Genomic DNA, 14,158 nt, shown 5'->3' with positions numbered 1-14,158 from the left:
CGAAATCCGCTGCGTCAAAAGCGAAAAAACAGGCTCAGCAAAAGGAAGTGGGCTGATAACGTTTGCAGTAACAACGCTCTTTTTACGGAATGTTGCGCGGCAGGAATTTCGGATCGTAACCGGGGCCGAAATCGAGCAGGAAGACCGGGCCGAGCGCCACGGTCTGGGCGCCGGTCGCCAGTTGCACGCTGACGCCCAGCGTGCCGGCGGGGTAGTCCTGGTCGGCGATGGCGGTGACGTAATGCAGCCGCCAGTCGGGCGTCAGGGTCAGGTTTTGCTCGCCGATACGGGTATAGGGGGCAGCGGATTGCTGCACTACCGCGGGAACAGCCGCGCTGGCCGGCGTGACGGCCCGACCCCAGAAGGCCAGCAAAACGACATCGCCTTTTTTGACCGATTTTGAATTGGATATGCCGGCCTGGATATCCCACGGATTGGCGCCCTTGCCGGCCGAGGTAACCTGCAGGGCCGCGCCGCCGCGCACGGTCGTATCCTTGACCAGTTCGTGCTTTTCGCCGGTGCCGAAAAGCCCCCACTGGTCGGCTGCGGGATGGTTGACCATGCGGCCGGCGATATCGGGCGCGGCGATTGCGGTTAAGGGGAGGGCGGCAGCTATAAGGACGGCGGTGATTGCAGTGATCGGGCGTTTCATCAGGCGGCTCCCAACGGTTATATATTGTTTTTTTGTACCTCTATGTCTGATGAAAAGGCGCCGTCACGTCAAGGCTCTATCCGGGGCTTGCGCGTGCTGAAAAAATAATACAGTCTGTAAACCGAAATAACAGGGATGACCGGATGAACCAGACAATAGCTGCAGCGGCCCCGGCCATGGACCCGAAGGACGTCCAGCGCATCATCATCGGCCTGATGGCGGTGCTGTTGCTGGCGGCGCTTGACCAGACCATTGTTTCGACCGCCCTGCCGACCATCGGGCGCGAACTGGGCGATGTGCAGCATCTGCCGTGGATGGTTACGGCCTACCTGTTGTCATCGACGGTGGTGACGCCGCTCTATGGCAAGCTGGCCGACATCAACGGCCGGCGCACGACCCTGCTGATGGCCATCGGAATCTTCCTGTTCGGCTCTTTGTTGTGCAGCTTGTCGCCCAACATGTATGTGCTCATCGCGGCGCGGGCGGTGCAGGGCCTGGGCGGCGGCGGGCTGATGTCGCTGGTCCAGACCGTGATTTCCGATATCGTCACAGCGAAGGAGCGCGGCCGCATTCAGGGCGTTTTCGCCGCGGTTTTCACCGCTTCCAGCCTGGGCGGCCCGATCCTCGGCGGCGTGCTGTCCGAACACCTGGGCTGGCAGTCGATTTTCTGGGTCAACCTGCCGGTCGGCGCCGTGGCGCTGTGGATCGTCTCGCGCGGGTTGATGAAACTGCCGCGCTATGAACGCCCGCATCGCATCGACTGGCTTGGCGCGCTCCTGATGGCGGTGGCGGCCATCGTCCTTTTGCTGGCCATCAATACGCGCGGTGCGGCGGTGATGGGGCTGCCGCTCTGGGCGGTCTATGTCGTATCTGCGGTCTTCTGGGTTTTGTTTGCACTGCGTTTACGTACCGCCGCCGAACCCCTGATCCCGACCGGCATACTCAAGGATGGCGTCATTGTGCGCGCCATACTGGTCTCCACCCTGAGCATGGGCGCGCTGATGTCGGTAAGCGCCTATAACCCGCTCTATGTGCAACTGATCTACCATATGGGAGCCACCCAGGCCGGTCTGGTGATGACGCCCCTGGCGCTTGGCGTGGTCGGCGGGTCTATCCTGTCGGGCCAGATGATGGCGCGCGGCAAGGGCACCGGCTACAAGCTCATACCGATGATCGGCCTGTTCGCGGGCGCGGTGATCTATGCGGGCATGGCCGTGATCGGGGACCGGCTGACCCTCTGGGCCTATATCGGTGGCCTGTTCTTCGCCAATGCGGCGGTGGGCTCGACCTTCCCGGTGGCGACCGTGGTGGTGCAGAACGCCGTTGAACGCCACGAGATGGGCACGGCCACTGGTGTGATGAACTTCTTCCGGTCCCTGGGCGGCGCGCTGCTGGTGGCGGTTTTCGGCGCGATCCTGTTCGGTGAGCTTTATGCCCTGCTCGGCGGCAGCTTCCATGGGGCGCTGTCGGCGGATACGTTGAGCCGTGTCAGCGATCCGGCACGCATCTACAAGCCCATATTTGCGGGTGCGGCGGTATCGATGGGACTGGCCTTTCTGGCGCTGTGGTCGATGCAGGAACGCCGGCTGCGCTCGCACGAAATGCCGGTCGCCAAGGCCGCGGAAGAGGCAACCGGCGAAACGCTCAGCGATGCGGATTTTTCCTAAGACCTTGAGGTCTTAGAGTCTTTTCAGTTCAAGCGCCGCATGGCTCCTCGCGTAAGCTCGGGCGGGCGGTCGCCCTTGCCAATGGCTATTAATCGCCGTTGGCAACACGCGTGAGCGTAATCGCTTTTTCCGGACAGGCGGCAACGCAAAGGCCGCACGCCCGGCAGGCATCGGCATTGACCGCGAAGGATTGCTTCCAGCCGTGGATAAAGCCCTTGATCTTCGCCAGAGTACCCAGGCTCTTGCGATCTTCCGGGGGCAGGATATCCAGCTCGAAAACGTCATAGGGGCAGATAACGACGCAATCGGCCTTGCCTTCGCAGCGCGACCGGTCGATGACGGGTGCGAAAATGCCGGGCGCCTGTATGCAGGCGCCGTCCGTATTTGAAGGGGATACGGCCATTTTACGCAGCCTCTTTATGGAAAATTTATACAGCCTTAATTGTTTTTGACTACGCTTAAGGCCAGTAGTGTATCCTATAGTCTGGCGGCAAAAAGCCCCAGCTATTTCTGAGCAGAAAGTTCATTCATGCACGCGGGGGCGGCATCTTACAGTAAATCAGGCAGCCAGGGCGCGCGTGATGTCCGCAACCTGGCCAATCTCGGCGAGACAGCGTCAACCAGCCGGGTTCTCAACCTCTCGCAGATATTCGCCACCAGCGGCCGCACGGAAGGCTATGCCGGCAGTCCGTTCTTCCGCAATTCGCAACTGAACAAGGCCCTGCTGGTCAAGCACACCCTGCGGCCGGCCGAACGCGAGCTGTTCGCCCATCCGCGCCGCACGGCCACCAAGATCATCCTGCCCTTCGATGCCAGCGATCTGCGCCTGGGCGGCCGATCGATCTTTGTCAATCAGTCCGGCTTCGTCAATTTTACGCGCTCATATTTCAGCGACGAAAACCTGGCCAGCAATCCCGACCTCCAGATACTCCAGCATCTGGATGTCATCCCCTCTCTCGATCCGTTCCTGGTGCGCGAGCATCTGGCGCGCTTCGGTTTCCAGCCCGATCCCTGTTACCTGAAGATTTCGCCAAGTGATCTCAATGAGATGGTTGGGTTCGCCAACGCGGAAATCGAGCACCTGGTCATGACGGCCTTTGGTGCCGGCATGGAAGCCGCGGCGATAAAGCTGACCTCGAAAATCCTGGCCAATAATCTCGATAGTGACCTCGATCCGCTCAAGCAGACCTTCCGTATGAGCGACGGGGATTTCGCCGAAGGCATGTTCTCATGGCGCGGATTCCTTTATTTCAAATGGCGCCAGACGCACCTCCAGGCCGATATCAAGCAGGTGATCGACGGTTTGCAGACCTACCGCACCATGGGGCCGATCGATGCCGCGACGCGCGACTACCTGGCCGAGGTCAGGCCGCGTCTGGCAAAGAAGATCATCACTGCCATCGTTTCGACCCGCAAGGCGCTGAAGGTCTATGACGAAGCCTACCAGGCCCTGACGCAAGGGTCTGACCCGGCGCCTTTCCGCAAATTCCTGCTGGCCGGTCCGAAGATGTTCTTCGAACTGGGCGAAAGCATCGGCATTCTCAGCCATATCGGTTCGTTCTGGGATTATCGCATGGGGGCGCGTATGGCCCATATGCGCCTGACGCCACAGGAATTTGCCGATATTCTCGTCGATTTCGAGGACAGCCTTTTGAATGTCGAGGCCGCGACGCCGCCCGTCCTGCCCGTGGCGGCGACCCTGCTTTAAACGAAGGTTCTTGAGTTCGCCGGGATGGCGGCCTATATAGGCCTTGGCGGGTCTTGCTGTGGCTCGCGTGGCGATCACTATTCCTTCTGACCTTAATCACTTAGAACGGGGACTGGCTCTGATCTGGACCGTGGTCCTAGTTACCTAGTTCCCACCTGACTAGTCAGGTCTGAGAGGATTTAAACGCATCGACACGGCTCTCATGGCGCCGCCACCCTCCTTACATTCAACCGTGCTTTTTTATGCCGGATTTGCTAAGCTTAATCAGCAAGCCGGAGAACTGACTATGCTGATGGCCGACCAGAAGCCGCTGCTGCGCAATGAAATGAAACGCCGCCGCGCCGCTTTCGCATCAAGTTCTCCCCTGGCGGGGGACGTACTGGCCGAGATCGCCGAGACCCATCTCGATGAGCATCAGGCGTGGCCGGACAGGGACGCTATCATCGGCGCCTACTGGCCGATCCAGAGCGAAATAAATCCCTTCCCGCTGTTACAGATTTTCGAGGAGCGCGGCTATGCGCTGGCCTTGCCCTGCCTGGTGGCGGAAGGAGAGGGTTTCCGCATGATCTTCCGCCGGTTCAGCCTGGGCGATCATCTGGTCAGCGGGCCGTTCGATATCCACCAGCCGGCGGATGAGTCTGACGAAATTGCCCCCGATGTCGTTTTCATGCCCTTGCTGGCCTTCGATGACCAGGGCTGGCGGCTGGGCTATGGCGGCGGTTATTACGACCGCGTGCTGGCGCGTTTGCGGGCGCAGAAGGACGTAAAAGGCTACGGGGTCGCTTTTTCGGGGCAGCAACTTGCCGAAATACCGTTTGAGGTGCATGATCAGCCGCTTGACGGTATATTTACCGATCAGGGCGTCATTCAGGTACGCTCCAAGGTGTAGTTCCCGCCGAAGCGGAACTTAGAAACTGGACTTTTAATGCGCTTTGCTTTTTTTGGTGATGTGGTGGGCCGCGCCGGACGCGACGGCCTTACCGAACACCTGCCGCGACTCAGGCGTGAGCTTGACCTCGAATTTGTTATTATCAACGCGGAAAACGCTTCGGCCGGTTTCGGCCTGTCGGAAAATTCGGCGCGTCAGCTCTTTGATGCCGGCGCCGATTGCCTGACGCTTGGCAACCATTCGTGGGACCAGAAAGAGGCCCTGACCTATATTGTCCGCGAACCGCGCCTGATCCGGCCGATCAACTATCCGCCGCTGGCCGATGCGCCGGGGCGCGGGGCCAATCTTTTCGAGACACAATCGGGCAAGCGTATCCTGGTCATGAATGTTCTGGGGCTGGTACATATGGCCTCGATGGATGATCCGTTCGGCGCGGTGGACAAGCAACTGGATGCCTGTCCGCTGGGCCTGGCGGCTGATGCCATAGTGGTGGACATGCACTGTGAGGCGACATCCGAGAAAATGGCCATGGGGCATTTCTGTGACGGCCGCGCCACGCTTGTGGTTGGCACCCATACCCATGTGCCGACAGCCGATGCACAGATCCTGCCCAACGGCACGGCCTACCAGACCGATGCCGGCGCCTGCGCTGATTATGACAGTGTGATCGGCATGGACAAGGAAGAGCCGCTTCGCCGGTTTACCACGCGGATTGGCAAGGAACGCTATCGTCCGGCGTCCGGTCCGGCTACGGTCTGCGGTGTCTATGTCGAAAGCGATGACCGCACAGGACTTGCCACGCGCATCGAACCGATCCGGATCGGTGGGCGCCTAAGCCAGACCTTGCCGCAGAGCTTGATTAAGCCGCTGGTTTCGGTCTAAAAGCCGGAGCATTAACAATCATTTCCAAACGCGTTTGCGTTTGGCAAGGGCGACTGCCCGCCCGAGCCGTTGCGAGGTAGCCTTCGCGGCGCTTGAGCGACTAGAGGAAAAAATGGCCGGCCATAGTAAATTCAAGAACATCATGCACAAGAAGGGCCGCGCCGATGCCGCGCGCTCCAAGCTCTTCTCCCAGCTGTCGCGCGATATCACCATCGCCGCCAAGATGGGTATGCCGGACCCGGCGATGAATTCGCGTCTGCGCCTGGCGGTTTCTATGGCCAAGGCCGAATCGATGCCGAAGGACAACATCGAACGTGCCATCAAGAAGGGCGCTTCCGGTGAAGCCGACAACATGGAAGAGATCCGCTACGAAGGTCGCGGCCCTGGCGGTATCGGCCTGATCGTCGAGGCCCTGACCGACAACCGCAACCGCACGGCCGGCAATGTGCGCAGCTATTTCACCAAGTTCGGCGGCCAGATGGGCGATACCAACAGCGTCGCCTTCATGTTCGACCGCCTGGGCGAGATCAAGTATCCACTGACGGCCGGAGACACTGACAAGATTTTTGAGGCGGCCATCGAGGCCGGCGCCGCCGATGTCGAGACCGATCCGGGCGATGGCGACGAGGACGAGGGCGGCCACACCATCTATACCGCCTTTGAAGACCTGAACGAAGTGGCCGAAGCCGTGTCGAAGATACTGGGCGATCCGAAATCGACCGGTTTCGTCTGGAAGCCGCAGGCCACGACGCCGATCACCGGCGATCCGGTGCGCACCCTGATGAAGCTGATCGACGCCCTGAACGATGATGACGACGTACAGAATGTCTACGGCAATTTCGAAATCTCGGACGAGGATTACGAAGCCCTGGGCTGAGGGACTGCGCCGTCTTTATAGCTTGCTTATAAAAGCGTTGCGCCTGGGTAACTGCGGTTATTTCAATTGTGTTCCCGCGCCGATTCAAGCCTTTGCTTGAGCCGGAAAGTGTGCGACTATGCCGCGTTAACCATCTTTAATGCCGTGGTCGGGGGATGCGATGAAGGCGTCACGTTTTATTCTTACAGGTCTGGCGTTGGGTGCGGGGCTGGCGACATCCGCCTGCGTTACCACACCGGAGCCGCGTGCCATCAATACGGCACGCGCCGATGAAGCCTGCCGGTCCGATTTTAACGGCCAGGCGCCGGAGATCATGACCTACGATCCCTATACGCACGTCGAGACCCGCGTGACGCGGACGAGCGACCTGCCGGTCATGTCGTCCAATGCCACCCGCAATGCGGTCGGCCTCGATCCCTATGCCCAGAACCCGCGTGATGGCAGCTATGTCTGTACGCGGCGCGGCGCCTATGGCGTTGATTTCGTGCGCGGCGGCCCCAATCCGGTCATCGTGGGGGCGGTCGCCGGGGCGGTTGTCGGCAGCGTGGTGACGAATAATTCCAAGGGCGCCCAGCAGGGCGCGGTGATTGGCGCCACCATGGGCTCCAGCCTGAATGCCGGGGATTCCAACGCCATTTCTCTCGGCGCGGCGACCGGCGCCCTGATCGGTGGGGCCAACGGAGACACCAATGATGCGGCGGGGGGTGCAGTTGCCGGTGCGGTGCTTGGTCTCCAGGCCAAGGACAAGCAGGAAGGCGGCTGGCACTGGGGTCGTCACCATGATGACGGCGACGATAACTGACCTCTAAAATCAGGAATTTGAAAGGCCCCGATATCGATCGGGGCCTTTTTCATTTCGGCACTGGGTAATAAAAAAGCCGGACCAGATGGTCCGGCTTTTCGTTAGTTTATACGCGGGATGGGCGGCACCGGGTTCGGCACGGCGGGCGCATCACGCCGCGGTGACGGATTGCGCGGCGGCGGGGCGCCCTGGCTCGATTCCGGATTATCTGGCGAGTTCGGACCGGCTACATTAGAGCTCGCCATGCGATAGGGCGGACGCGGCAGGTAGGTATCGAACAGCGGCATAAAGGTGCCGGCGTTTACGGAATAGAGGTTATTCTCATTGCTGTAGAGTTCCTGGGACAGCCATTCCTTGCCATCGGCTAGGGCCAGGTTGGTGTCGTCATCCTCGAAGGGATACTGGTCTCCGCTGTTGATCTCGGCATTGGCGCTCTTGGTATAGGTATCGCAGCGCTGACCCCAGGCCGGATCGGCCGGTTTTTGTGTGCAGATTGCCTTCAGCGCGCGGTAGGAAGCTTCCTCGACGGCCTGATCGACCTTGCCGCTGTCAGCCGGCAGGCGCAGTTTCTGGTAATCCTGGCACTGCTGCCACGAGACGGCGGTCACCTGAGTCATGTTGCGGCTGCATCCGGCCTTGATCAGTTCGCTGTAGGACCGATCGTCATAGGTGCGTTCCTTGTTCAGAGTCTTGAAGGTCGTGGCGTGGAAGCGGCTGCACACCGCGCCGGCATGGCCATCAGAGGGCGAATCCGCGCAGGCTTCACTCAGGAGGTCATAGATGCTCCAGTCGACCCCGCCGCCGGGAATACCAAAGGCGGCCTGTTGATGCCAGGGCGTACAGTTGCGGAATTCCGGCGGGACATCGCCCCAGCTCAGATCCTCGCAACGCTCGGTTTCGATGTGGTTATTGACGGCGCGCAGCATGGCGCCCGGCTTTTTCAGAATCGCCGCCGTGCGCACCAGACGGATATGGTTGTTGCCGACATAGGCGGTGCCGCGTTCCAGATTGATGCCCACCTCATCGGCGAAGATGTAGTTGTTGAGGATGCGGACACGCTCCAGATTGCTGGTGATGGCGTGGTCGGAATAGAACAGGGAGTTGGAGACCAGGGCTTCACCGACGCCATCGAGATAGAGACCATTGCCATAGAACAGCGTCTTGGTCTGGTCGATGGTGATGATGCTGCGGTTGGTTTCCAGGCTGAGATCGATCGCCCTGGCGTTTTCGCCGCGCTCGAAACCCTGCCAGTCACCCAGTTGCAGCACGGTGACGCCCAGCAGGCGGCTGTCATTGGTGATATCGCCGCGGATGCCGTTATAGGTGCTGGCGACGCGGCTGTTGTAGATATAGAGGGCGGCGTGATTGATCTCCAGCGCGGCGTCTTCCGTGCGGGCGATCAGGTTGGTGTCCGACATGTTGAAGCGCCCGGCCTCGATGGCCACGGCGGAGCGTTCGCCGTCATAGCGCAGGTTGGCGTTTTCCAGGGTGAACTCGCCACCCGAAGCCGAGATGCAGGACTGGCTGGCGCCACGCGTTGACATCAGGGTCAGGTTACGAACGATGACCATGTCGGCGGTCGGCTCGACGCGGATGCAGTTTTCGCCCTGCGGCGCTTTCAGCACCAGCGGGTGGTTGTCATAGCCCGGCCCGGTTTCAGGCTGGATGATGATGGATTTGCGCAGGCGCAGGCTGACTTCGCAGACGCTGTAATTGGCGTAGGCTTCCGGCAGGTCGGCGGCGCCCAGGCCATTGGAGGTGCGCCAGCCGCGGGATCCGCGCAGGTAAAGCGTGCTGCCGGAGGGCAGGCGGGCCAGCAGACGATCGAGCGCATAAGGGCCTTCGCTGCAATCGAAATGCGCGACCGTGCCGTTACGGAAGCGGCGGCTCCAGTCGTCATAGCCGTAACCATAACCATAGCCGTCATAACGCCGCTGCGAACGGCAGGTGCGCAGTTCGGGATCGAGCAGGACGCCGAAGCACGGACGGATAGTGGCGTTGACGCGGGCGGCGACATTGGAACCGGCCATGGCGCCTTGCGGGGCGGACAGCGATATGACGGCGGTCACGACCAGGATCGCCAGGCTCAGCACAAGGCTTTGCCCCCTTTGCGAACGTGTTTGACGGTCCTTACGCATCCACATCTTCGTTTTCCTTAAATCGCCGCCCCGGTATGAGGGGCCGCGCCGTATTAATTTTCAGGCGTACGCGATACTTGCGCCAGCACGGCTTGCAGGCGGCCGGCGGAGGGTTTGAAGCCGGCCAGCGCCGCATCAAGCTGCATGACGACGGACTCGGCCTTGTTCTGGTCAGCCACGCCCTTCATGCCGAGGTCGAAATAGGTTGACATGGCGTAACGGGCTTCGGGCGACCCCTGGCTTTCGGCCTTCTGATACCAGTAGAAGGCGCGGGCATAATCGACCTCGACCCCCACGCCTTCGGAATACATGACCGCCAGGACGAGCTGCGAGCGGGAATCGCCGTTCACGGCCGCCAACTGGATGGCGCGGACACGATCGAGATAGGTCAGGCGCTCGCCGCCCGGCATTCCGATCATCGACCGCAGGCCGTCAATCGTCTGCTTTGGCACGTCCTTCGGCTCGAAACAGGCGACATTGAGCAGGTTCAGGTAATCGAGCGCGCGCACCACATGGATGAAGGGCAGTTCCTCCATGCGCGACAGGGCATAGGAGGCGGCGTCATCCGGACGGCTTTCATCCGAATGCGGCACGCCGCCTTGCGGGGCCTCGGGCGGATAGAACTCATAGGGTGCCACCCAGCGGCGGGCCTTGGATTCGACGAAGGAGGAATATTTGGCGCGGGTGGGCGCCGATTTCTCGAAATCCTTCAAAAGGACATAGGCCCCGACATCGCCGGTTTCCGACGCCTTATAATTATAGAGATAGGCGTCGACATCCGAACGCTCGAACAGTGTACGGACGTTCGACATGCCGTAATTGCGGCCGCGCATCATGGCGCGGATGGCCTGTGGATTATCGGCCGGTTCGCCCATCGGGCCGTACTGATCATCATACAGCCGGCCAAGGGTGCGGAAGCCATCGGCGCCCAGGGTGGACTGGATGTAGATGACGCGGTCGCGCACCTTGTCGCGTTCGCCGGAATCCATCATCGACAGTTCATTGTCGAGCATCCGGTAGGCGCGCTCACGCTCGAAAGCGCGGCACTTGTCGTAACGCGAGGCCAGGACGCCGCCGCGCGGGTCCATGGCGCGGCTGGCCGGCGCATAGCCCTGCTGGTTGGCCAGGGCCATCACCAGCCAGACCGAGGATTCAATATGGTCTTCGAGATTTTTATCCGAAGCATCGAGCGCTGCGTAGCGATTGGCCAGTTCGAGCTGGGCAAAGAAATCATTGCTGAAGGCGAGATGGCGATAGTAGCGAATTTCGCGTTCCTGGCCGTTGAAGCCTTGCGTCTGGAAGGGATCGGGCGGGCGCGGGCAGGCATAGGTGCCGTTGATGTTTGCCTTGTAGCCCGGAAGCCACCGCCAGTCGCGCATGTCGCAGCCGGAGAGGGACATGCTGACGCACAGGCCCGCCATCAGCGTCACCCCCGCGCGGGCGAGCGCCTTCCGGCCTTTAAAGACCCCGCCGGTATGCCCATTTGAGGCGGACCGGGTTGATCTTGCCTGATCACATTCTGACATCAGTCATCGCTCCGACAGCGTCGGCAAACATGGTTAATACATCTTTTGTTAAGGATTACGAAGAGTGTCAAGCTTTGGCCCCCCAATGCAGCTAGCGACTGACTTAATCTTGTTGAGCGTTGCCGGATTGTCGCGCCTGAATTGCGCGGAACCCCCTCATAACCCATACCCCACTTACGCCGATACGCGCGCATAGTCATCATGCGTCAAAAGCGGTGTCTTGGCCAGAAAAAAGTGTTAATAAGCTCCAGCCCGCGCCGATTTCGCGTTTTGCGCGCCAAAGCCCGCAAACCCCGTCCCGAAATGCCCGTGTGAGGGGAAAAATCAGGAGACAATATTGAGTTATATGGTTAACGAGGCTTTGGCAATGATGTCCAAAGGCGAAAAATATCAAGAAGTTATAAGGGACGCGGTGGCGGTGCTTGACGGCGAGCCGGATGTGACGGCGCGCATGGCGACCGTGGTCTCGCTGCTTGACCAGGCGTTCGATTCCTGGTTCTGGACCGGCTTCTATGTCGTGGATAAGGTTAAGAAATCTGCCGGGATTAATGAGCTTGTGGTAGGCCCCTACAATGGCACTTTAGGTTGCCTGCGCATCGCCTTCGGGCGGGGGGTCTGCGGCGCTGCGGCGGCCACGGGCCAGACCCAGGTAGTGCCCGATGTCCATGCTTTCGCCGATCATATCGCCTGCGATTCGCGCTCCAATTCCGAGATCGTCGTGCCGGTGTTCGATGCGGCGGGGGAACTGATCGCGGTGTTCGATTCCGACTCCGAAAGCTTTGGCACCTACGACGCAGAAGACGCGGAAAATCTCGAAAAGCTAATGAAGGCTGTTTTTGTTTAGTCTGTTTCGGGCAATTCCCGGATTTCCACGATCCCGCCGGCTTCGTAAACCGGATTACCGACCAAAAGGGTTTGCGCGGCGGCAAGGCTGTCGGCTTCGATACGGATAAAGCCCGTCAGATGGGCCGTAATTGAAGGGGCGGCGCCGTCCTTGCGAAAGGCCGCGCCATTGCCGATAGCGCTGCCGCCGCGCAAATGGCCGCCGCGCGCCAGGCTGTCGAGATAGGCCGGCCAGGTGTTCGCTTCGTCAGGCGTTTCGTTCGGCGTGTCGTGCATCAAAAATATGAAATCGGCCATTATCTCGTCCCCTTAGCTGTGCTGCATCTAATTATTGCGCTTTTGCGCCTAAGCCGCTAAACGACAGCATCCTTAAAAACGCATTCTTTTCAGAAGGGCGCAAGCTCCCCATGGCGCAACAATATATCTTCCAGATGCAGGGCCTGACCAAGCATTACCCCGGCGGTAAAAAGGTCTTCGAGAACATCTGGCTCTCCTTCTATTCCGACGCCAAGATCGGCGTGGTCGGGGTCAACGGCTCGGGTAAATCGACCCTGCTGAAGATCATGGCCGGTATCGACAAGGAATTCTCCGGCGAGGCCAAGGCCGCCGAAGGTACCAAGATGGGCTACCTGGAGCAGGAGCCGCACCTCGACGAGACCAAGACCGTCTGGGAAAACGTCATCGACTGGTGCGAGGAAAAGAAGACGTTCGACCGCTTCAACAAGGTGGCCGAACTCATGGGCGAGGAATATTCCGACGAGCTCATGGAAGAAATGAACGCCCTGCAGGAAAAGATCGACGCGGGCGACCTGTGGGACATCGACTCGCGCATCGAAATGGCCATGGACGCCCTGCGCTGCCCGCCGAACGATTCGGGCGTCACCAAGCTTTCCGGCGGTGAAAAGCGCCGGGTCGCCCTGGCCCGCCTGCTGCTCAGCAAGCCGGACATGCTGCTGCTGGATGAGCCGACCAACCACCTCGATGCGGAATCGGTGGCCTGGCTGCAGCACCACCTGGAAAACTTCCCAGGCTGCGTCATTCTCGTCACCCACGATCGTTACTTCCTCGACCAGGTGACCAAGTGGACGCTCGAACTTGACCGCGGCAAGGGCGTGCCCTACGAGGGCAACTATTCCGGCTGGCTGGAGCAGAAGCAGAAGCGCGTCGTGCAGGAGCAGTCGGAATCCGAAGCCCGCCAGCGCGCCCTTACCAAGGAACTGGAATGGGTGCGTTCCGGCGCCAAAGCCCGCCAGGCCAAGTCGAAAGCCCGTCTGGCCGCCTATGAGGACATGGTGCGCGAACAGGAAAATTCGCGTCAGGCCCAGACCTTCGCCACCATCCAGATCCCGCCCGGCCCGCGCCTTGGCAATGTCGTGCTGGAAGTCACCGACCTGGAAAAGGAATATGGCGATAAGGTGCTCTTCAAGGGCCTGACCTTCCGCCTGCCGCCCAACGGCATTGTCGGGGTCATCGGCCCGAACGGCGCCGGTAAGTCGACCCTGTTCAAGCTGATCACCGGCCAGGAAAAGCCCGATGCCGGCACGATCAAGCTCGGCGAAACCGTCAAGCTGGCCTATGTCGACCAGTCGCGTGACGACCTCGATCCGAACCACACCGTCTGGCAGGCCATTTCCGGCGGCACCGACATCATGGTGGTGGGCAAGAAGGAAATCAATTCGCGCGCCTATGTCGGCGGGTTCAACTTCAAGGGCGGCGACCAGCAGAAGAAGGTCGGACTGCTTTCCGGCGGTGAGCGCAACCGCGTCCACCTGGCCAAGACCCTGGCCGCCGGCGGCAATGTCATCCTGCTCGACGAACCGACCAACGACCTGGATATCGAAACGCTTCAGGCGCTAGAAGAGGCGCTGGAAGACTTCGCTGGCTGCGCCGTGGTCATCTCCCACGACCGCTGGTTCCTGGACCGCCTGGCCACGCACATTCTGGCGTTTGAGGGCGACAGCCATGTGGAGTGGTTCGAAGGTAACTTCGAGATGTACGAAGAAGACAAGAAGCGTCGCCTCGGCACGGATAGCCTGATCCCGCACCGGATCAAGTTCCAGAAATTCTCTCGATAAGCAGGGCCACGGTCTCTGCACCCCTTAAACATAAGAAAAAGCGCCGGCTGGAAAAGCTGGCGCTTTTTCTTATGCGCCTTATAGTCTCCCTAAATAGTC

13 protein-coding genes are annotated in these 14,158 nt (G+C 60.4%); 8 read left to right on the top strand and 5 right to left on the bottom strand.

Annotated features, from left to right (window positions below; all coding sequences use genetic code 11):
- Window positions 1-82 precede the first annotated feature (82 nt).
- Window positions 83-652 carry a hypothetical protein gene (locus ACTHND_RS01760; protein ID WP_440175551.1) on the bottom strand — a complete coding sequence of 190 codons (570 nt, stop codon included), beginning with the start codon at window positions 650-652 and terminating at the stop codon, window positions 83-85.
- Between the two features lie 143 nt (window positions 653-795).
- On the opposite strand from ACTHND_RS01760, the gene ACTHND_RS01755 reads away from it, so the two are divergent.
- The gene (locus ACTHND_RS01755; RefSeq protein WP_440175549.1) at window positions 796-2,319 is read left to right on the top strand and encodes an MDR family MFS transporter; all 1,524 of its coding nucleotides are present in this window, start codon (window positions 796-798) and stop codon (window positions 2,317-2,319) included.
- A gap of 88 nt (window positions 2,320-2,407) precedes the next feature.
- Here the strand turns inward: ACTHND_RS01755 and ACTHND_RS01750 are convergent, their stop codons facing one another.
- Window positions 2,408-2,722, bottom strand: a complete 315-nt coding sequence (locus ACTHND_RS01750; RefSeq protein ID WP_440175548.1) for a 4Fe-4S dicluster domain-containing protein — start codon at window positions 2,720-2,722, stop codon at window positions 2,408-2,410.
- A 126-nt stretch (window positions 2,723-2,848) separates the two neighbouring features.
- Between ACTHND_RS01750 and ACTHND_RS01745 the strand changes: the two genes are divergently transcribed.
- The 5 genes from ACTHND_RS01745 to ACTHND_RS01725 all read left to right on the top strand — a co-directional run bounded on the left by ACTHND_RS01745 (window position 2,849) and on the right by ACTHND_RS01725 (window position 7,477).
- Entirely contained in the window at window positions 2,849-4,027 is a 1,179-nt protein-coding gene (locus tag ACTHND_RS01745) for a hypothetical protein (RefSeq protein ID WP_440175546.1), read from the top strand.
- A gap of 286 nt (window positions 4,028-4,313) precedes the next feature.
- Window positions 4,314-4,916, top strand: a complete 603-nt coding sequence (locus tag ACTHND_RS01740) for a 5-formyltetrahydrofolate cyclo-ligase (RefSeq protein WP_440175544.1) — start codon at window positions 4,314-4,316, stop codon at window positions 4,914-4,916.
- 36 nt (window positions 4,917-4,952) lie between these two features.
- The gene (locus ACTHND_RS01735) at window positions 4,953-5,798 is read left to right on the top strand and encodes a TIGR00282 family metallophosphoesterase (RefSeq protein WP_440175543.1); all 846 of its coding nucleotides are present in this window, start codon (window positions 4,953-4,955) and stop codon (window positions 5,796-5,798) included.
- 112 nt (window positions 5,799-5,910) lie between these two features.
- On the top strand, window positions 5,911-6,675 hold the full coding sequence (locus ACTHND_RS01730) for a YebC/PmpR family DNA-binding transcriptional regulator (RefSeq protein ID WP_440175542.1): 765 nt from the start codon (window positions 5,911-5,913) through the stop codon (window positions 6,673-6,675).
- Between the two features lie 160 nt (window positions 6,676-6,835).
- A complete protein-coding gene (locus ACTHND_RS01725) occupies window positions 6,836-7,477 on the top strand; it encodes a glycine zipper domain-containing protein (RefSeq protein WP_440175541.1) in 642 nt (213 codons plus the stop codon).
- 101 nt (window positions 7,478-7,578) lie between these two features.
- On the opposite strand, the gene ACTHND_RS01720 is transcribed toward ACTHND_RS01725, so the two are convergent.
- Both ACTHND_RS01720 and ACTHND_RS01715 read right to left on the bottom strand, forming a co-directional pair.
- A complete protein-coding gene (locus ACTHND_RS01720) occupies window positions 7,579-9,615 on the bottom strand; it encodes a hypothetical protein (RefSeq protein ID WP_440175540.1) in 2,037 nt (678 codons plus the stop codon).
- 53 nt (window positions 9,616-9,668) lie between these two features.
- Entirely contained in the window at window positions 9,669-11,141 is a 1,473-nt protein-coding gene (locus tag ACTHND_RS01715) for a tetratricopeptide repeat protein (RefSeq protein ID WP_440175539.1), read from the bottom strand.
- A gap of 346 nt (window positions 11,142-11,487) precedes the next feature.
- On the opposite strand from ACTHND_RS01715, the gene ACTHND_RS01710 reads away from it, so the two are divergent.
- The gene (locus tag ACTHND_RS01710) at window positions 11,488-11,985 is read left to right on the top strand and encodes a GAF domain-containing protein (RefSeq protein ID WP_440175538.1); all 498 of its coding nucleotides are present in this window, start codon (window positions 11,488-11,490) and stop codon (window positions 11,983-11,985) included.
- Here ACTHND_RS01710 and ACTHND_RS01705 read toward each other — a convergent pair.
- Entirely contained in the window at window positions 11,982-12,281 is a 300-nt protein-coding gene (locus ACTHND_RS01705; RefSeq protein WP_440175537.1) for a YciI family protein, read from the bottom strand. The genes ACTHND_RS01710 and ACTHND_RS01705 overlap by 4 nt on opposite strands.
- Window positions 12,282-12,391: 110 nt before the next feature.
- Here ACTHND_RS01705 and ettA point away from each other — a divergent pair, with 110 nt between their 5' ends.
- On the top strand, window positions 12,392-14,059 hold the full coding sequence (gene ettA / locus ACTHND_RS01700) for an energy-dependent translational throttle protein EttA (RefSeq protein ID WP_440175536.1): 1,668 nt from the start codon (window positions 12,392-12,394) through the stop codon (window positions 14,057-14,059).
- Window positions 14,060-14,158 lie beyond the last annotated feature (99 nt).

The sequence above is a fragment of the Asticcacaulis sp. genome, assembly GCF_051954415.1.
Lineage (GTDB): Bacteria > Pseudomonadota > Alphaproteobacteria > Caulobacterales > Caulobacteraceae > Asticcacaulis.
The sequence above is the reverse complement of the archived record's forward strand: the minus strand, read 5'-3'. Positions and strand labels throughout refer to the sequence as shown.

Excerpts from the sequence above, each read along its gene's own strand:
- ACTHND_RS01760 (WP_440175551.1), bottom strand. The coding sequence starts at position 652 with ATGAAACGCCCGATCACTGCAATCACCGCCGTCCTTATAGCTGCCGCC.
- ACTHND_RS01755 (WP_440175549.1), top strand. The coding sequence starts at position 796 with ATGAACCAGACAATAGCTGCAGCGGCCCCGGCCATGGACCCGAAGGAC.
- ACTHND_RS01750 (WP_440175548.1), bottom strand. The coding sequence starts at position 2,722 with ATGGCCGTATCCCCTTCAAATACGGACGGCGCCTGCATACAGGCGCCC.
- ACTHND_RS01745 (WP_440175546.1), top strand. The coding sequence starts at position 2,849 with ATGCACGCGGGGGCGGCATCTTACAGTAAATCAGGCAGCCAGGGCGCG.
- ACTHND_RS01740 (WP_440175544.1), top strand. The coding sequence starts at position 4,314 with ATGCTGATGGCCGACCAGAAGCCGCTGCTGCGCAATGAAATGAAACGC.
- ACTHND_RS01735 (WP_440175543.1), top strand. The coding sequence starts at position 4,953 with ATGCGCTTTGCTTTTTTTGGTGATGTGGTGGGCCGCGCCGGACGCGAC.
- ACTHND_RS01730 (WP_440175542.1), top strand. The coding sequence starts at position 5,911 with ATGGCCGGCCATAGTAAATTCAAGAACATCATGCACAAGAAGGGCCGC.
- ACTHND_RS01725 (WP_440175541.1), top strand. The coding sequence starts at position 6,836 with ATGAAGGCGTCACGTTTTATTCTTACAGGTCTGGCGTTGGGTGCGGGG.
- ACTHND_RS01720 (WP_440175540.1), bottom strand. The coding sequence starts at position 9,615 with ATGCGTAAGGACCGTCAAACACGTTCGCAAAGGGGGCAAAGCCTTGTG.
- ACTHND_RS01715 (WP_440175539.1), bottom strand. The coding sequence starts at position 11,141 with ATGTCAGAATGTGATCAGGCAAGATCAACCCGGTCCGCCTCAAATGGG.
- ACTHND_RS01710 (WP_440175538.1), top strand. The coding sequence starts at position 11,488 with ATGGTTAACGAGGCTTTGGCAATGATGTCCAAAGGCGAAAAATATCAA.
- ACTHND_RS01705 (WP_440175537.1), bottom strand. The coding sequence starts at position 12,281 with ATGGCCGATTTCATATTTTTGATGCACGACACGCCGAACGAAACGCCT.
- ettA (WP_440175536.1), top strand. The coding sequence starts at position 12,392 with ATGGCGCAACAATATATCTTCCAGATGCAGGGCCTGACCAAGCATTAC.